The organism is Synergistaceae bacterium (assembly GCA_017444345.1).
GTDB lineage: Bacteria > Synergistota > Synergistia > Synergistales > Aminobacteriaceae > JAFUXM01.
This window is the reverse complement of record JAFSWW010000120.1, coordinates 1-17,599: the sequence shown is the minus strand read 5'-3', so window position 1 is coordinate 17,599 and position 17,599 is coordinate 1. Positions and strand designations below refer to the sequence as shown.

The following is a 17,599-nucleotide window of genomic DNA, read 5'->3' as shown; positions in this document are numbered from 1 at the left end:
AAGATGTAATGTCCCTTCTTTCTTTGTTTAAGCAAAAATATACAATTTAGCTATTATATTACGTTTTTATTATAGTGTGAGAATTTATTTAATTATTTTGCGCGGGGGATCGATATTGGGGGGCGGGTGGGCGGGAGGGGACTCGACAATGCGGGGGATAAACTTTTGCGTGTGTAGCTGCCATATTGTGAAGAGTTTTGCGGCGTTATAGTGTGCAGAAATCGCTAAAAATTTTTTGTGTGTAACTTGCCATGTTATAAAGACTTTCGCAAAATTTTTATCTAGTAATATTACGTAATTTCTTGCATGTATAATCGCTTAATCGTATAATAATCGCGTTCATAAATATAATAATTCATGGGAGTCTATATATCAATGCAAAAAAAGTTTTTATTTATATTTATCTTGACAGCGTTCATATTTGCAGGGAGTGATAGCTTATTTGCACGCACGACTCCTAGTAAGTCAAAAAAATTTTCTGATTCAGTGCTGACAAATTGCAGTATTTACCAGCTCGGCACGGATGAATTTGTATTAAGACTCAACGGTGATAAACTTTCAGAGCCTCTCATACAATTTAATAATAATGTATGTTATATAACTCTATATAATACGCTCGTGAATAAGCCCGAAAAACTTAACGCAGAAATTCAAGCATACACTGAAACAATACCGATTATAACTGACTTCAAAATCGAAAATTTATCGGACGACTTAATAAACAAGGCAGCAATCACGATAACAACAGCAAATCCCCTGAAGCTGCATACACTCTCGCAGATACGTGAGGGCTTCAGCCTAAGACTCATAGCAAAAAATAATAATGTCGAATTCAGGACAAACGCGAGTCCCGTAAAAGTCGTAACAAAGCCGAAATCTTTGCTGCCATTCAATGCCGACGAAAAAATTACGATAGAATTGCGCGAAATCAGCTTAATGGACGTTATAAGAATGTTCATGACTCAGCTTGGCCGCAATGTCATAATTGATAATTCATTCCCTAAAAGCGTAAATATTACTTTATCGCTTGTAGATGTCAGAATTGATGAAGTCCTGAATTACTTAATGCGGACTTATAATATAGCCTGTTATTCAGCCGGAGCAAATACTACAGTTTTCGGGACTCGTGAAGGACTCTATAAACTTTCAGGAGAAGACGAGACGAGAACGTTTGATATTTCTTACGCAAAACCTGATGCAGTAAAAACTATGATCGTGAGTCTTTCGGGAATCCGGGACTCTGATGTAGTAGTTGATGAGAGGCTGCACTCTTTACACGTCAGGACGAATCCCGCGAAAATGCAGGAAGTTACGGAAATTATTAATAAAATCGACATGCCCGGAAAGCAAATAATGATCCGCGCGAGTATCTTAGAGTTCTCGGACACTGCAACAAGAGAAGTAGCAAATGCCCTTGACATAATTTATAATGAGTACGCTATACAGTGGGCAGCAGGTGCAGGCACTATCACTTATGACAACACAGTAACTGATATGCAGAAAATTATAACGAATAGTTTTTCGAATTTGGAGCGCAGGGGAGTCGGAAAAGTTCTCGCAAATCCTTCTGTTATTGCAATAGACGGACAGCAGGCAGAAATCAGCCTAACTGAAGATTACCCGTATATTTCAGCAAGAGATCAGGCCGGTAATGTTACATGGTCGACTGAAAACGTAGGGCCGAAATTGACTTTTACACCGAGGGTCGGGCGGGATGGATTCGTGAATCTAAAAATTGATATTCAGACGGGCGACGTGCTCGACACAATGACAAGCAGCACAGGTGAACAAATGCCACGTACTTCAAGCCGCAGTGTCAAGACAGAAATCAGAGTCCGTGAAGGAATGCCCTTTGTTGTTGGAGGCCTGTTCAGAGAAAATACAGTCAGACAAGTTTTAAAGATTCCGGTTTTAGGGGATATTCCATTGATTGGCGATTTATTCAGGACGAGATCAAGAGAAAAAAATAAAACTCAAGTTGTTATGGTAGTAACGCCTTATATTCTTGACAGTAAATAGCTTGAATATAATATAATAATCACGAAATTTTTTGTTTTATCAGGAGGAAATTATAAATTGGCACAAGTAGCAGATACTACTACATTTTATGTCGGCTTAAAATTGCGCTGGCAGGACGGCATATGGGAAATCGTAGAATATGATCATCACAAAATGGGCCGGGGCGGTGCAGTTGTACGCACTAAATTACGCAATGTAGAAACCGGCTCAATCGTTGAGAATTCATTTAAACCGGGTGAAAAATTTGAGCGCATTATTTACGAAGACAAACCCGCGCAGTATTCATATAGAGACGGCGAAGATTATGTTTTCATGGATTTAGCTACATATGAAGAAATGCGTTTATCTCCGCAAGTTTTAGGCGACGCGGCAAAATATTTAGTTGATGATCTTGAGATTCAGCTTGAATTTTTCGAGGGTAAAGTCATGGGCATAGAACTGCCTAAAAGTGTAACAATGAAAGTTGTAGAGACCCCTCCGAGCTTTAAGGGCGATACAGTAACAGGCGGCGGAAAACCTGCGACTCTTGAGACTGGACTCGTTGTAACTGTTCCTGTTTTTATCGAACCCGGAGAAGATATTGTTGTAGATACACGCACAGGACTTTATCTTGAGCGCGCAAAGAAAAATTAATTTTTTATCCATTAAACAATGCCAGCTAGAGACGATAAAGCAAATAACGGCGGATTAATTCATATCTCCGGGGATGTTATAGTTGAACTTGCAAGAAAGACTATTCAGGGGATTCCAAATATAAAAGTTGCCTCAAAACTTGCGAGTAAATTCGGGCTTGGCCGGAAAAATACAGGTATTCGCGCCTCAATAGATCATACACAGGGAACTATAAGCCTTGACGCAAATATACTCGTGAAATTTGGCCAGAGAATTCCGGATTTAGCGTGGGACGTTCAGGAAAAAATAAAAGATAATCTTGAGCGTTACACCGGTTATGATGTCAAAGCAGTTAATGTAACTGTTCAGGGAATTTATGCAGGGTCGGGCGATAACTATCAGATTAATATAGACTTGCCCGCGAAAGATGAAGAGGCCGATTAAATGTATTTTTTATGGAAGAATACGAGCTACGGAACTATAAGAATTTCAAGCGGAGGACTCTATGAATTTATCAACAGCACGTTAAAATCTCGTCTCAGGCTTTACAGCATAACTCTATCACCTTCGGGCAGAAAAAATGATGACGCGGATTTAAGCATTGTACTGTCCGAAGATGATTTAATACCTGAAACAAGAAAAATTATCGAGTCGCATTTAAAATCAGTCATGAAACCACTAGGCATTATTTCTACAGTAATATGGGCTGCTCCTGAAAACTGGCTGTCTTCACTTCTGCGCAGTACATGGACATGGGCGGGCGTTGCTTCATGCTTTACGATAATAATAACGGCGGGCTTTGAAGGCTTTTTCTGGACATTATTCTGGGGATCGGCGGCGTGGTTTGTAGTAAAAACTTTTGCATTTATCACTAATAAAATTTGGAGCGCATAATACAACATGAGAGAATACATCGGCAAAAAATTTGATGCACTTCACCGAGCGAGGGAGCTTGCTTTACAATTTTTGTTTTCGCTTGAAATTAATCAGAATCAAGATTTTAATACAGCAATTGAATTATTTATTAACAATGACGAATTAACGCACAATGACAAACCGGAAGTTAAAGCACACTGCAAAAAATTAGCTTATGAAGTATCCAGCAGGAAAAATGAAATTGACTCGCTTTTACTGCGAATCATAACGGGGTGGAGGCCTGAACGCATAGACATTGTAGACCGGACAATTTTGCGGTTAATGATATTTGAGGGATTTATTATAAAGTCGCTGCCTGTTAAGTCTGCAATGAGTGAGGCTAAGAGACTCGCGGAATCATTCGGGACTAAAGACTCATCACGATTTATTACGGGAATAATGTTCAAAGCGTCGAAATTTTTAGAGGCTGAGGCATTACGGGAATTAGAATCAACTTTTAAATAAATTATTATGCCTGAGATTAATATATTACTTGCAAGCTATAACGGTGAGAAATTTATATCACAGCAGATTGACTCGATTCTGGCGCAAAATTTTCAGGATTTCAATATAATTATACGTGATGACGGTTCACAAGATAACACGCCCGAAATTATTGAAGATTATTCGCGCAAATATCCCGATAAAATTATAATTATTCACGATAATGAAATATGCAGGCACCCGACAAAAAATTTTTTCCAGCTAATAAAATATGCGAGCGCAAAATATATAATGTTCTCGGATCAAGATGATTACTGGCTGCCCGATAAAGTTAAAATCACTCTTGATCACATGAAAATTTGCGAACGTGAAAATCCCGGCGTGCCCATTTGCGTATTTACCGGGCTTGAAAGAGTTGACGCTGATTTAAAGACTCTAAATCAATTCATGGCAATAAATATAACTAAATCAGATTATGACTTCAAAAAATTAATCTCCGGAAATTGTGCGAGCGGCTGTACTGAAATGCTTAACCGTGAATTATACTCGAATTTAGGCGAATATGACTCAAATATAAATCTTCATGACTGGTGGGCGGTATTATATGCGTCGGCTTGCGGAGTCGTGTCTCATGTAAACAAGGCATTAATTTATTATCGAATTCACACGGATAATTCAATCGGAGGCAAGGAAATAAATATTTTCAAACGTTTATATTTGATAATTAATTCGCCCATACGAAAATTTAAGCAGTCAAAGCAATTTTTTTATCAGGATAAAGCAAGATTATTATTTTTCCGTGAGAGATATTCAGGACAAATTAAGAGCGAAAATTTGAATTATCTTGACGAGTATTTAAAGATTTACAGCTATAACAAATTAACACGAATCAATGCTATAATCAAGACTCATTATTTATCAAGATTCTGCGCAATCGAAAAAATTATAAATCTCGTAAAAATTTTATTATTCTAGCTAAAAAATTAATTCCCCTCTGCAATCACTCACAAAGGGGAAGATATATTATATTATTTTATTGCTGCTTCAATTGCTGCGGCGACTTCCTGAGGCTTGGCCTGCCCCTTAGTCTCCTTCATGACTAGACCCTGTAAAAATTTTAACTTCTTGCCCTTCTTGTCCTTACCTGATTTAATTTCGTCGAGAACATCGGAATTTGCTTTGATTACATTATTTATTATTTCCGTTAAAGCATTGCCGGCGACTCCGCCTTCAGTTATTCCGAGTTTATTAATAGCCTCGTCAATACTGCAATTATTAGCGCACATGTAATCAAATACTTCTTTGCCTTGAGTAGTTGACAATTTGCCCTCGTCGACTCTAGCAACAAGTCCCGCTAAAATATCAGGTGAAATCATGAAATCCGAAATTTTTAGCTGTCGTTCGTTCATTACGCGCAAAACTTCAGTACGCACCCAGTGAGCAGCTCTAACGGGATTAGCACCGGCTTTGACGCATGACTCAAAATATGCAGCTAAATTTTTGTCATCTGTTATTACGTCAGCAACTTCACGCGGTAAATTATATTCATTCACGTAGCGATTTGCTTTAACGTCGGGCATTTCCGGCATCTTTGCTTTCATTTTGTCGATCCATTCCTGATTAATAAATAACGGCGGTAAATCAGGCTCAACAATGAATTTGCGATAAAATTCCTTAACTCGTGATGCCGTAGTAACTCCCTTTGCGTCGTTCCAGTGGCGGGTCTCCTGTTTGACTTCTTCACCAGCGAGCATTAATTTTTTCTGACGCTTGATTTCGAACTCAATAGCGCGCTCAAGTGCCTTAAATGAATTCATGTTCTTGACTTCAACTTTACGACCCCAGCGGCCGTCTGAACACTTCATTGAAACATTTGCGTCAAATCTCATCATACCTTTTTCGAGTTCAACGTCAGAAGCTCCCGAATAAATAACGCGCCTTCTTAGAGTCGTAACATATTCTACTGCCTCACGTGCTGAAGATACATCGGGTTCTGAGACGATTTCAGCGAGCGGCATTCCCGAACGATTATAATCAACGTATGAAGTATCAGCCCCCTCAAGTCTTCCGTCCGACGCGCTATGATGAAGACTCCCTACATCTTCCTCCAAATGCAAATGATGGACGCGGATTTTCTTGAGATTCCCGTTTTCGTCGTGGACTTCTATATATCCATTAGCAACGATTGGCAGATCGCATTGACTTATTTGATGACCCTTTGGCAAGTCGGGATAAAAATATGACTTTCTGAAAAATAAAGATTTAGGCTGAACTGTGCAATTTAAGGCCATTCCTGCGAGCATTCCCTGCTCTACTACGTTGTGATTTAAATGCGGCAATGAACCGGGCAAACCCATACAAATCGGGCAAATATGAGTGTTAGGCGGGACATCTGTATTTGTTGAACACGAACAGAAAATTTTTGTATCAGTCTTGAGTCTTATATGAATCTCTATTCCGATTACGGGCGTAAATGTTAATTCAGACATGATCATTTCACTCCCTCATTTGCGATTTTTGGCGACCCTGTATGACGCTCGATAATGATTCCAGCGTTCAATAAATCCGTGTCGCTCCATCTTGCGCCGATTAACTGCAACCCGACCGGCAAATCTCCGTAATACCCAGTAAAGAAAGAAAGCCCCGGCAATCCCGCTAAATTCACGGGCAACGTATATAAATCGGCCTCGTATTCTTTTAATGGATTATAATCGGAGACACCTATTTTTCCGGGAAGAGTGGGCGATGCTGGCTGCAAAATAAAATCGGTCTCACTGAACGCACGCGCAAATTCTTGAGCAATCAAAGTCCTTACTTTAGTGGCTGCTACGTAATATTCTTCACAGCGGGTCGGTTCAGTTAAACAAGTTCCTGCAAGTATACGAGCTTTAACTTCAGAGCCGAATCCTTCAGATCTCACGCGCTCAAACATTTCTTTGATTCCTACAGCGTCCTTAACTGTGTAGCCGTATCGGACTCCGTCATAACGTTCTAAATTCGTGTGAGCCTCGCTCATTGCCAGCGCATAATAACAAGCAACTGCATAACGTGCTATAACTGGTAACGAGACTTCTTTAATAATTGCGCCCTCGTCTTCGAGAATCTTTTGAGTCCTCTTCATTGCTTCAGAAATTGGCGACTCAAGGGTGAAGTCCTGAAATTCTTTAACAAGTGCGACTCTTTTGCCCTTGAGCGATATATTTTCGTTATATGTAAAATCGTGCTTTTTCTCTCTAAAGCAGCTAGAGTCCATAGGGTCATATTCAGAAATTATTGACATTATAATTTGTAAATCTCTAACTGTCCGGGCAAATGGGCCTATTTGATCAAGTGATGAGCCATAAGAAATTAAGCCGTAACGACTCACCATTCCATAAGTGGGCTTGAATCCATATACACCGCAATATGCAGCAGGCTGACGAATTGAACCGCCCGTATCACTTCCGAGCGAAAAAGGAACATAGCCGGCACTGACAGCCGCAGCACTTCCGCCCGAACTTCCGCCCGGCACTCTTGATAAATCATTCGGATTATGAGTCGGCCCGTATGCTGATTTCTCACAAGTTCCGCCCATTGCGAACTCGTCCATGTTAGCTTTACCCATGAGAATAGCCCCTGAATCACGTAAAAATTTCCATGCTGTTGCGTCATAGGGAGGCCGCCAATCTCCTAAAATTTTGCTGGCTGCTGTTGTCTTGAGTCCCTTAGTGCATAAATTATCCTTTATGATCGCGGGAATTCCTGACAAGATTCCGGAATTTGACTCGTTTAACTGCTTTGCTGCTAAATCGTCAGTGCGAGTTATTAGCGCGTGAATATTCCCCTCACATGAGTCAATTCTTTTTTTGCAGGACTCGAATAATTCATTGGCTGAAAATTTTTTGTCTTGAAGTCCCTGCACGAGATGCCATAAATTTAATTCGTAAAGTTCCATATTTTATTCCTCCATAATGCGCGGTACCTTGAAATAAGATCCGTCAACGTGTTCGCTCTCGTGTAAGATTGCTTCAGTGTCAGGAAATTGCGAGACTTTATCTTCTCTCAACGGGCACTCTAGGACTTCAGCAAAACTGAAAGGCTCAACATTTTTTAAGTCTAATTCTCTAAATCTGTCGAGCATGTCAAGAAAATTATTAATGTAACGCACTGCGCCGTCTAATTCGCTTTCAGTTAATAGCAAACGGGACTCTAATGCGATACTGTTTACTTCTTCGCTTGTTAGTTTCACGAATTTAACTCTCCTTCTATGATTATGCAAAATAAAATTTTTCCGTGAATATTATAGCAATTTATTTATTTTCTCCGAGCAGATAATCAATATATTGTCTTGCTGCCCGTCCTGTTTTGCCGCCGTGTTGAATCTCCCATCTGTCAGCACCGTATAATAATTTTTCCTGTTCAATATTTAATCCGGCTTTATTTGCAAGTGAGATTACTATTTCGTGATAATTTTCTCGTGAAGGGCTCGAATAATTTAACGCAATCCCGAATCTTGAAGCGAGCGATAATTTTTCTTCTACAGTGTCAGACCTGTGAATATCACCGTTATGTTCCATGTCGTCGCGATCCTTCCAAATTTCACGGACTATGTGCCGGCGGTTTGACGTTGCGTAAATCAAAATATTTTCAGGTTTTGACTCGATTCCGCCCTCGATTATGGCCTTGAGAAATTTATAATCGCTTTCATTCTCTTCAAATGATAAGTCATCAATGAATATAATAAATTTATAATTGCGCCTTCTTAACATGCCTGAAATTTTTAGAATATCCTTAAATTGATGCTTGTAGATTTCTATAACTCTCAGACCCTGCGAGAAATATTCATTTAAGAGAGCCTTAACGCTTGAAGATTTGCCCGTGCCTCCGTCGCCGTAGAGTAACACATTATTTGCAGGCCGTCCCGCTATAAATGCCTCTGTGTTGCGTATTAATTCATTTTTCTGAATCTCATAGCCGACTATATCAGCAAGTTTTATATTATCGCTAATAACTGGGATAATATCTTCTCCGTCATATTTGAACGCCCTATTCAGAGAAAAGATTCCAACGCCGTAATTTTCGTAAAAGCTCGTTATATGATTATAGAATTCTTCAGGAGTTTTTGAGTCCGCTAATTTTTTTGCAATCTCGCAAAGTTCTTTAATAATATATTTTGTTTTCTCGGACTTAAATATAATTGTGTCGCGTTTATAGTGAAAGAATTTCATATACTGCTCGAAATCATTAAGCGCAATATCCTTTAATGCACCGTCGGGGGCTTGTCGTCTCTCACATGAAAGCGAGAAAAAATTTACATCCAAAAGAATCATACAAGCTAGATAATTATGCCATAAATTACCAGCCGCGCAATTATTTTTAAATGTATAGTCAATCACATCATGAAGGGGAATATTTAAATTTGGCATGCTATAAGCAAGTAAGTTAGCAATCATTAATTAACCTCCGTAAAATAAAAAAATTTTCCATGAATTATAACGCACAAAAAATGACTCCGCGAAATTTTTTTACAGAGTCATCAATAAATTTATTTCGTTACGCTAATTTCTCCCAGCCAGTAAAAGCCCCATTTTCTTGACTGTTGAGCTAAATAGGGCATATCCTGCTCGTACCATTTGAAGCCGGAGTCCCTCACAAATTTTTGAATCTTTGTATATTCGCGCCTGATTGAACTTGCTACACTCTCTGAAGGCCTCTTCTCTATCTGATACCATGACCGCCCTGTCCATATATAAATAATTTTCGGCCTCGAACTATGCCAAGCCACTGGGACTGCTGGTTTATCAAGAACTCCTATTCTGTCTACTGTTCCTTTCCAGTTACCTATTGCCATAAAATCGCCCCTAAATGCCCAGTCGGGAATATACGTAGAATTTTTTTGATCGCCGGCCATTTGTGAACGCGTATAAGATCCCTGCTTGACTGTTATAAATTCATCGCCGGGGAGTCTCCTGATTGAAGAAATTTGAGCGTCAGTTACCCATTTTGTAATTCCTGCTGTCTCAGGAACTATTGAGCCGACTACATAACTTGTCGCGACTAGATTCGGCCCTTCTGACGTGCCATATACCCACATCCCATCGGGATTCTTTTTCACCGGGTAGCCGTCAAGTGTTATATACCAGTTTTTAGGCATGTTATAGGGCTTGTATACATAAAATGTCATTCCCGAATAAGGAGACTCAGGAACTAAAAGGGGTTCAGCGACATATAATTTTGCGCTCGCTATTGATTCAAGAATTATTACAGCAAGAATCGCAATAAATAATTTTTTCATGATTTAATCACTCTCCAGTAAATTTATAACGCCGAGCCATTCATAAGCCCACGCACCTGAATATTGCGCTAAAATTCGGGTGTCATCGTCTGACCAGTAAAGCAAGTTAGATTTTCTTGACTCGATTGTAAGATCATATATTTCGCGCCTCAAAGTACTTAACGCACTAGAGAATTTATTACGCGTAAAAATTTGTTTCCATTTTGCCCCCGTCCACGCGTAAATTACTTCCGGATAATCGCCCTTCCATGCAACGGGGATTTTAGGACGGCTTAAGACTCCGATTTTGTTTACTGTTCCTTGCCATTTGCCTATTGACATAAATTTTTCGTTTTGAGTCCAGTCTATATTATTCGGCAAATAAATATTATATCCTTCAGGCTTTGAACTCGGCGGAGTATAAATAATTCGCGGCGAGTCTTGATTTATTGACTCAGTGTCTAAAATGGGAGCTGTTGACGAAATACGCGCGTTATATGGCTTGAGCTTGACGACTTGAGGAATCACAGAGCCTACAACATAGCCCGTTTTTGTGATTGAGCCTTTATTATATGAAGCATAGTACCAGATATTTTTTTGTTGATATACAAGATAGCCGTCAAAAGTTGCGTAAATATCACCGGGCAAATTAGCGGGCTTGTAAACATGAAAGCTCATATAATGATAAGCAGGCTGCGTTACAAGAATTGCTTTATCTGCCGCAAATGATTTATTAATATTCAGACTCATAACAAGAAAAATTATTACGAGAAATTTTTTAGAGTTCATAATTTACACCCCGCATTATTCTTGATTGCCCTGACCTACAGGAGGAATCGGAGTCTCTGAAATCGTCCCGGGATCAGGCGAATATTGACCCACCGGCGGTAAATATTGCTGCTGAGGTCGTGGAGTCGGCGCGGGTTCAGGCTCGGAAATTCTCGGAGGAAGCGGGCGAGTCGGTTCAGGTGCTGGAATCGGAGTCGGAGTCGGACGAGGCGCGGGCGTTTGTTGAGGAGTCGGAGTCGGTCTTGTCGGCTGAGTCTGCACAGGTTGAGCCGGGCGAGTCGGAGTCGTCGGTGTCCTTTGCTGCTGTTCATTTTTTGCCGGAGTCCTCACAGTTTGAGTCCGAGTCTGAGTCTTTGTCTTGATTCTGGGCTTAACTGGGACTCGTTTTGTTTGAGTTTTTGCCGGTGCTGACTTGGCCGGTTTATTTTGCTTTATAGTCTTTGCTGCAACTTTCTGGCCGGGCTCCGGGGGATTATAAAGCGGCTTGTCGACTCTGATATTTTGCTGTTCGGGCTGTCTTGTAGGAATTCTTATAATAGAATCTGCTGAGACTTGACTAAAAATTGAGCTATCTTCAGCAATAATCGAACTATTTGACGGCGGAACATATGCGGGCGTTCTTGTTTGAGTCTCTATCTCGTCAGGAGCGGGCGGAACATAAACAGAAGGCAGCCACGAATCACCGTTAACAGGTCTTGAGCCGGGTTCGGGCGGAGTATACACAGGAACATGCGGCACTTGAGGATCATTATTTGAATCGGGATATTTATTTCTGTCGCGTGCATTCGGGGGGATTGTCGTAATTCCCTGATTCTTTGTAGCAACGGGATAAATGCTCGCGGGTCTCCTGGGATCCCATAGGGGAGTCTTTAACGGGTCATTAGGATAATATACGACTCGTGAAAGCGGCTCAAATCCCGGATCTAAATGTATTGTCTTAGTATAATAATATTGAGCTTCTGAAAAATTGCCGATATACTCGTGATATTTTCCGTACCAGTACCAAACATTAGCATCTCGTCTATTATTCTGAATGGCCTTGAGTAAATACGGCTTAGCGTCCTTATAACGTCCCTGCTCAAGTAAAATTTTTGCTTGCTGTAAATAATCAGGTTTAGGGGGCGCAGGCTTTATAACTTTTTTAGGTTTGGGCTTGGGAGCTGGCTTTCTTGCTTTGACCTTGCGAACAGATTTTTTCGGAGTCTGAACATTATTATTTTGCGGCTTTGCTGGCTGTTCAGGATATGGATTATAGGGCGTGCTGTCGTCATCAGGTTCTCCGCCGGAGTAAGCAGGATTTACTATCAGGCACAAAATTATTATTGAAAGCGTTAAAAATTTTCTCATTGTTTATCACCTTCCTGTTATAGCTGTAGAAGCCCGCTTTATCACTAAGTCATTGAGCTGTACAGGCTCTTTCTTGTCGCTGCGGATAACGAGGACTATAGCATTATCATCAAAAACTTGAATGACTCTGACTTTGCCGACTGATTTAGGAATAATTGCAACTGGATCTTCAGGCGACACTGTTATATAAGTATCTGATCTTACAACGTCAAGAATTTCACCGACTCTGACTGAATCCTGATCACCTTTTGCGAATCTTCCCAGCGAAATAATATATTTTCTGTGATTTCGTTTAGAGTCCTTAGTGGGTGATAAGATTCTGCCTACTGTCTGATAAGTTGCAAAATTATCGGTCGGATCATTGCTGCGTACTGCGTTGCGAATTTGTGCCATTGCCTGACTCTGTGCCTCTTGTATAGCTTTCTTTATCGCTTCCCAGTAAGGAGTCCCGTTAAATTGCGCCCATGTTGGACGACTCATTTTTTGGCCTTTGTCCTTCCCTTCAGTCAGGTTAAACAGGTCTAAACCTTCAGTAAACGGCCGTCCGAGTCCCCTAACTGTAGACTCAAACCAGAATAAATCTTCCTGCGAGTCCAGCGTGAATCTTCTGTCAGTGCCTTTAACATTTTTGACTGCGATTTGTTTAGCTCGTGCGGTGTCATAAACTTTTAAGCGTATTAAGAATTTGCCCGACTCATAATTGCCGATTATGTGCCTGTCATGCATTGTAGAGCTGAATAATTCCATTTGTACGGCCATATCATCGCCCCGCCGTGAAGATGACAGCCAGCGATTCATTCCTGCCTCGTCTAGGACTCTTACGTCAATAAACGGCGAACGCTTGAACATTGACTCTAAATAGTCATTCATTTTCTGAGTCAATATATCATACGGATAAAATTTACTCTCCCAGACTTGAAGCTCTGTAGAATTCTGCGCAGGAAATATAACGACTGAAATACGCCGCGAGTCAGCATAACAAATATTAGCACTCAATAATAATATTATCAGGCATAAAAATTTTTTAGCTCGCATTTAATTCACCAGTCCTACAAAACTTTTAACATATGGCCTAATATTTTCGTACCAAGTTTTAAAGTTTTTAGCCCATAATAAACGCGTCAAAGTAAAGAAATCATCATCAGGGCCGCCCATTGTGTCATTATGCAAAGCAGCTTTATAAATTTCTGTCGGAATAGTTATCATCATGTCGCCTGTGTGTCTTGTAGTGTTCATTCTGGGAGAACATCCAAAGGCCGTTAATCCCATCGTCTCATTCTCAAAAAAAGTTACTCGATAAGGCACATCACCCAGTGTCCCCGTTGAGAAATCTACACGCCGCGATCTAGTAAAGCCCCTTTCTTGAGCGTCCTTCTCACTGTCGCCGACGTAATTTATATCAATCTCATCAATATAATAATAGTGCCTCACATAAGCCGCTAATTTATGGCCGAGTTTCAATAAAGCGGGATCGTGAAGAGACAATTTTTTTACGGGAATCTTCATACCGGGCAAATTTCCGGGAGCTTTCTGTTTCTCGCCTGCTGACCATAAATAATCGGACATTTTTATGCCTTCTCCGCCGCAGTATGAGAATCCTAATAACATGGCCGCCGCAGTTACTCGTATTACATAGTGCCAGCGTTCGGGGTTTGCTTTCTTGAGTGAAGCGGGGATTCCTGTATTTATTAAGCCCTCAATACCTCGTGCAGCTTGAGAAGGGACCCGCAATTTTTCAGGAATAATTACGGCTGACTCGGAGTCTTTAACTGGGAAGAACGGCCGGAAAATTCCGAACGGGTAATCATCTTTATCGCCTGAGCAGTCATTAATCCATAAAGAAGAGCGTTTATCTTCAGACATTAGAGCGAGCTCGTTAGCTCCTGATACAAATTCGGGATGATGTAAAGCCTTCTCTAAATCTACTACAACGGTAAAAAATTTTACTCTGAAATTAGTATTTACAGCAAAGAGGGCTAAAATTTTCTGTATAGCAGGTTCGAAATCCTGAACAGTATACGAGACATTTTCACCCTTTTTTTTGCCGTTGATTGATAGAGTCCTGTCGCGCTTCTCGACCCATGCAACATGTATTAATTTGCGCTGATTCTTATTCTTGTTAAAAATTGACAGTCTAGGAGTCTTCCCGCGTGTCCATATTTGCAAAGCTAAATTTTCGTCAATGTCGCAGGAACTAATAATCTTCCCTTGTTCGTCCATGTTTATAATATTGACTGCTGCATAAATATATATCTCTATTCGCCAGAATGCAGCAGATTTTTACCCTCCTTCTTTGAAATTATTTATCTATAATCGGAATAGAGCATTAAAATCTTGAAATCTCTACATATCATTATATAAATGCAATTATAGCGCAATAAAATTTAGTTATTATTATGGATTTAAGAATATCGCTCAAAGTTTTAAAATTTGCCTAAATTATAATTTATTATATTAGGAGAGTGAATAAAATTTTTATAGAGTCCGCGTTTACAGCCTGTTATAACAAGAAAATTTCTTAGCTGCTGATTTATTCTACTATAAATAATTATAACAACATGAAGGGAGTATTTATCATGAAAAAATTTTTATTAGCTGTCTTGTTAATTCTTGCGTTATGTTCTGCTGCATTTGCCTCATTGCCGACGGTTATAATGTTGTCGACTCAAGATTGCCCGGCCTGCATGAAAATGTCGGGAGTCCTGCGTGAGATTAATACACAATATCGCGGCCGAATTAATACAGCACATATATATCTCGAAAATAACCCCGATATAGCGAGAAAATATAACGTGAGATTTGTGCCGACTTTGATATTTAGGGACGCAACAGGCAAAGAAATAGCTCAAGAAATAGGTTACAGGCCAGCAAATGAAGTTATAAAAGTTTTCACGGATGCAGGAATAAATATTTAAATTTTTTGCCGGGATTCTCATTTCATACTATGCGAGTCCCGGCGTTATTATTATAATTTTGCTAGTACTTCATTTCTTGACGGTATTGACGGAGCTGCCCCCGGTCGAGTTACTGCGATTGCTGAGGCGTTTGCAGCGAATTTCATAGCCCATTCAGGTGATTGACCTTCAAAGATTCCTGACAGAAAGAATCCCGTAAAAGTATCTCCCGCCGCTGTTGTGTCGACTGCTTTAACTTTTATTGCTTCCTGCCTGCAAATTATATTTTTATCCCGATAAATTGAGCCGTTCACGCCCAGAGTCAAGACAATTTTTGAATCCGGTAATTTTTCGCAAAGTCCGCCGACTATTTCTTCCGGAGTCATGCTTGTAATATCCTGATTCAGGAATTGCCCGGCCTCTATCTCGTTAAGCAAAATATAATCAGCATTGTTAAACACGGGAATAATACTCGAGTCCATAGGCGACGGATTAAAGGCTACAATCATATTTTTCTCACGCGCGCATTTGGATAAATACTCGATTTCGTTTATTTCGTTCTGAATTACTAGGGCATCACCGCTTGTGAAATTCTCAAGAGTTCTATTTATTTGTTCGCGAGTAATTGCCTGATTCGCTCCGCCGTAAAGAATTATGCAGTTATCGCCGTCATCACTGCGTTGTATTATAGTATGACCAGTGCGAATATTTTCGAGTTTTGCTATAAAGTCAATATTTACTCCGGCTGAAACAAGCTCATCAAGTAAAAAATTTGCCCCTTCCCCGACTGCACCCGCATGGAAAACTTTTAAGCCGGCCCGTGAAAGTGCGACAGATTGATTTAACCCCTTCCCGCCGCTGTAAGTGTTAAGGGATTTTGCCGCCAGAGTCTCACCTCTCACTATAAAATGAGGCACGTTATAAACATAGTCAATATTTAGAGATCCGAACGATAAAACTTTCACGGCTTAATTACTCCTTTTTGCAGAATCATACAGGCATATAAAGCGCTCTCACTCGTTGCAATGATGGCATATGATTTTTTTGACTCCTCGTAAAAGTCAAATCTTTCTACAAAATTAATCGCATTTTCTCCGCGCTCGTCATATTTCGAGATTATTTGCTTGTAAGTGTCCCATATGGGAGTCTCTACTTCTTGGCCGGGAACTACTTTCATTAAAGTAACAGGCTTATCAACAAAAGTATCAAGCGGAAATAAACTCAATACAGCGTCAAGAATTTCAGGAACTCCAAGCCCCTTACAGTTAATAACTACTCCATTTTTGCCCATTGAAGCCGCCGGGAAGTTGCCGTCAGAAATTACTAACTTGTCGCCGTGTCCCATGTCTGCTAAAACCTTCAGCAAATCGCCGGATAATACATCAGGAATACCCTTTAACAATTTAGATAACCCCGTTTCTATAAAATTTTTTTGTGAGTGATTATAATTATACATGATAGAATATTTGCGTGAAATTTATTAATTAAGAGAGAGATTTTACAGCTACATTTACAGCTACAGAAATATTAAAATTTTCCGGTTATAGCAATGACTCATAAAGTAAAAATTTTTTGTTGTATTATAATTTTTTTGCGAGAATTTTTGCGGGAGAATCAGCGAAATTTTTTAGAGACTTTTACGCGAATATGAACAAAATTTTTTGACGAATTCACACGAACACACAGAAAATTATCACGCCTATTATTACGAGAAATGCAGCAAAATTTTTTAGAGATTTTCACGCGGATATATTTGACTCTCTCACACGAACACATGAGAAAATTTTTTATCACACAGGCAATTTTTTACAAGAAAAACAGCAAAATTTTTTGACTCTCTCATGAATAGACACGAAATTTTTTACACGAACACGAACACGAACACAGGAGAAAATTTTTTATTACACGCAATTTTTTACATGAACACGAAAATTTTTTGACTCACGCCCTCGCACTCTCTAAAAATATTTTCCGCAATATACATAAATTCACGCATTGAAAATTTTTAGTTGATTATATATATTATGTTTATCAAAATTTTTTACACAATTTAATAATTTATATTTATATTTCAGGAGGTAATTTCGTAATGAAAAAATTACTTGTTGTCGCTTTATCCGCATTATTAGTCGTTTGCTTTGCAGTAAGTGCGTTTGCTGCAGGGGGGATTATCTATATTATTACTCCTTCAACATCAAATCCATTTTACGGAACTGAACAGAGAGTCGGAGCCGCTAAAGTTACAGTACTCGGTTATACTCCTAAATGTTTCTCACACGATGACGACGCAGCAAAACAGTTAGAATTATTTGAGGCTGCCATAGCT

At 39.7% G+C, this 17,599-nt stretch carries 19 protein-coding genes; 8 read left to right on the top strand and 11 right to left on the bottom strand.

Features of this window, described 5'->3' with window-relative positions; all coding sequences use genetic code 11:
• Nucleotides 1-375: 375 nt before the first annotated feature.
• Genes IJS99_09415 through IJS99_09390 form a run of 6 tightly spaced genes read left to right on the top strand, consistent with a single transcriptional unit; the run spans nucleotide 376 to nucleotide 4,965 of the window.
• Nucleotides 376-2,019, top strand: coding sequence for a hypothetical protein (locus IJS99_09415; protein MBQ7562028.1), 1,644 nt, complete (start codon nucleotides 376-378; stop codon nucleotides 2,017-2,019).
• A gap of 57 nt (nucleotides 2,020-2,076) precedes the next feature.
• Nucleotides 2,077-2,652 (top strand): elongation factor P, encoded by a 576-nt coding sequence (gene efp / locus IJS99_09410; protein MBQ7562027.1) that lies wholly within the window; start codon nucleotides 2,077-2,079, stop codon nucleotides 2,650-2,652.
• Between the two features lie 18 nt (nucleotides 2,653-2,670).
• The gene (locus IJS99_09405) at nucleotides 2,671-3,075 is read left to right on the top strand and encodes an Asp23/Gls24 family envelope stress response protein (protein ID MBQ7562026.1); all 405 of its coding nucleotides are present in this window, start codon (nucleotides 2,671-2,673) and stop codon (nucleotides 3,073-3,075) included.
• Entirely contained in the window at nucleotides 3,076-3,525 is a 450-nt protein-coding gene (locus IJS99_09400; protein MBQ7562025.1) for a hypothetical protein, read from the top strand.
• 6 nt (nucleotides 3,526-3,531) lie between these two features.
• A complete protein-coding gene (locus tag IJS99_09395) occupies nucleotides 3,532-4,011 on the top strand; it encodes a transcription antitermination protein NusB (GenBank protein ID MBQ7562024.1) in 480 nt (159 codons plus the stop codon).
• A gap of 6 nt (nucleotides 4,012-4,017) precedes the next feature.
• Nucleotides 4,018-4,965, top strand: coding sequence for a glycosyltransferase family 2 protein (locus IJS99_09390; GenBank protein ID MBQ7562023.1), 948 nt, complete (start codon nucleotides 4,018-4,020; stop codon nucleotides 4,963-4,965).
• Between the two features lie 53 nt (nucleotides 4,966-5,018).
• Here the strand turns inward: IJS99_09390 and gatB are convergent, their stop codons facing one another.
• From gatB to IJS99_09345, 9 genes are all read right to left on the bottom strand, one after another.
• Entirely contained in the window at nucleotides 5,019-6,479 is a 1,461-nt protein-coding gene (gatB, locus tag IJS99_09385; protein ID MBQ7562022.1) for an Asp-tRNA(Asn)/Glu-tRNA(Gln) amidotransferase subunit GatB, read from the bottom strand.
• Between the two features lie 2 nt (nucleotides 6,480-6,481).
• Nucleotides 6,482-7,924, bottom strand: a complete 1,443-nt coding sequence (gene gatA, locus IJS99_09380; protein MBQ7562021.1) for an Asp-tRNA(Asn)/Glu-tRNA(Gln) amidotransferase subunit GatA — start codon at nucleotides 7,922-7,924, stop codon at nucleotides 6,482-6,484.
• A gap of 3 nt (nucleotides 7,925-7,927) precedes the next feature.
• Nucleotides 7,928-8,218, bottom strand: a complete 291-nt coding sequence (gatC, locus tag IJS99_09375; protein MBQ7562020.1) for an Asp-tRNA(Asn)/Glu-tRNA(Gln) amidotransferase subunit GatC — start codon at nucleotides 8,216-8,218, stop codon at nucleotides 7,928-7,930.
• 61 nt (nucleotides 8,219-8,279) lie between these two features.
• Nucleotides 8,280-9,422 carry an ATP-binding protein gene (locus IJS99_09370; GenBank protein ID MBQ7562019.1) on the bottom strand — a complete coding sequence of 381 codons (1,143 nt, stop codon included), beginning with the start codon at nucleotides 9,420-9,422 and terminating at the stop codon, nucleotides 8,280-8,282.
• A 92-nt stretch (nucleotides 9,423-9,514) separates the two neighbouring features.
• Entirely contained in the window at nucleotides 9,515-10,264 is a 750-nt protein-coding gene (locus IJS99_09365) for a hypothetical protein (protein MBQ7562018.1), read from the bottom strand.
• A 3-nt stretch (nucleotides 10,265-10,267) separates the two neighbouring features.
• A complete protein-coding gene (locus IJS99_09360) occupies nucleotides 10,268-11,032 on the bottom strand; it encodes a hypothetical protein (protein MBQ7562017.1) in 765 nt (254 codons plus the stop codon).
• A gap of 15 nt (nucleotides 11,033-11,047) precedes the next feature.
• The gene (locus IJS99_09355; protein ID MBQ7562016.1) at nucleotides 11,048-12,379 is read right to left on the bottom strand and encodes a hypothetical protein; all 1,332 of its coding nucleotides are present in this window, start codon (nucleotides 12,377-12,379) and stop codon (nucleotides 11,048-11,050) included.
• Between the two features lie 6 nt (nucleotides 12,380-12,385).
• Complete coding sequence (locus IJS99_09350) at nucleotides 12,386-13,414, bottom strand: hypothetical protein (protein MBQ7562015.1); 1,029 nt, start codon at nucleotides 13,412-13,414, stop codon at nucleotides 12,386-12,388.
• Nucleotides 13,415-14,599: a hypothetical protein gene (locus tag IJS99_09345; protein ID MBQ7562014.1), complete on the bottom strand. Its 1,185-nt coding sequence runs from the start codon at nucleotides 14,597-14,599 to the stop codon at nucleotides 13,415-13,417.
• Nucleotides 14,600-14,955: 356 nt separating this feature from the next.
• Between IJS99_09345 and IJS99_09340 the strand changes: the two genes are divergently transcribed.
• Nucleotides 14,956-15,294, top strand: a complete 339-nt coding sequence (locus tag IJS99_09340) for a thioredoxin family protein (GenBank protein MBQ7562013.1) — start codon at nucleotides 14,956-14,958, stop codon at nucleotides 15,292-15,294.
• Between the two features lie 50 nt (nucleotides 15,295-15,344).
• Here the strand turns inward: IJS99_09340 and IJS99_09335 are convergent, their stop codons facing one another.
• Both IJS99_09335 and IJS99_09330 read right to left on the bottom strand, forming a co-directional pair.
• Nucleotides 15,345-16,238 carry a ribokinase gene (locus IJS99_09335; protein MBQ7562012.1) on the bottom strand — a complete coding sequence of 298 codons (894 nt, stop codon included), beginning with the start codon at nucleotides 16,236-16,238 and terminating at the stop codon, nucleotides 15,345-15,347.
• Nucleotides 16,235-16,675 (bottom strand): fucose isomerase, encoded by a 441-nt coding sequence (locus IJS99_09330; GenBank protein ID MBQ7562011.1) that lies wholly within the window; start codon nucleotides 16,673-16,675, stop codon nucleotides 16,235-16,237. The genes IJS99_09335 and IJS99_09330 overlap by 4 nt, the downstream gene beginning before the upstream one ends.
• A gap of 687 nt (nucleotides 16,676-17,362) precedes the next feature.
• Here IJS99_09330 and IJS99_09325 point away from each other — a divergent pair.
• Nucleotides 17,363-17,599, top strand: a 237-nt coding sequence (locus IJS99_09325) for a hypothetical protein (GenBank protein MBQ7562010.1), incomplete at its 3' end; no start/stop codon positions are given.

Coding starts and splice junctions, on each gene's coding strand:
- IJS99_09350 (MBQ7562015.1), bottom strand. CDS start 13,414: ATGCGAGCTAAAAAATTTTTATGCCTGATAATATTATTATTGAGTGCT.
- IJS99_09415 (MBQ7562028.1), top strand. CDS start 376: ATGCAAAAAAAGTTTTTATTTATATTTATCTTGACAGCGTTCATATTT.
- IJS99_09405 (MBQ7562026.1), top strand. CDS start 2,671: ATGCCAGCTAGAGACGATAAAGCAAATAACGGCGGATTAATTCATATC.
- IJS99_09355 (MBQ7562016.1), bottom strand. CDS start 12,379: ATGAGAAAATTTTTAACGCTTTCAATAATAATTTTGTGCCTGATAGTA.
- gatA (MBQ7562021.1), bottom strand. CDS start 7,924: ATGGAACTTTACGAATTAAATTTATGGCATCTCGTGCAGGGACTTCAA.
- IJS99_09390 (MBQ7562023.1), top strand. CDS start 4,018: ATGCCTGAGATTAATATATTACTTGCAAGCTATAACGGTGAGAAATTT.
- gatB (MBQ7562022.1), bottom strand. CDS start 6,479: ATGTCTGAATTAACATTTACGCCCGTAATCGGAATAGAGATTCATATA.
- IJS99_09395 (MBQ7562024.1), top strand. CDS start 3,532: ATGAGAGAATACATCGGCAAAAAATTTGATGCACTTCACCGAGCGAGG.
- IJS99_09340 (MBQ7562013.1), top strand. CDS start 14,956: ATGAAAAAATTTTTATTAGCTGTCTTGTTAATTCTTGCGTTATGTTCT.
- IJS99_09370 (MBQ7562019.1), bottom strand. CDS start 9,422: ATGATTGCTAACTTACTTGCTTATAGCATGCCAAATTTAAATATTCCC.
- IJS99_09365 (MBQ7562018.1), bottom strand. CDS start 10,264: ATGAAAAAATTATTTATTGCGATTCTTGCTGTAATAATTCTTGAATCA.
- IJS99_09360 (MBQ7562017.1), bottom strand. CDS start 11,032: ATGAACTCTAAAAAATTTCTCGTAATAATTTTTCTTGTTATGAGTCTG.
- IJS99_09345 (MBQ7562014.1), bottom strand. CDS start 14,599: ATGGACGAACAAGGGAAGATTATTAGTTCCTGCGACATTGACGAAAAT.
- IJS99_09400 (MBQ7562025.1), top strand. CDS start 3,076: ATGTATTTTTTATGGAAGAATACGAGCTACGGAACTATAAGAATTTCA.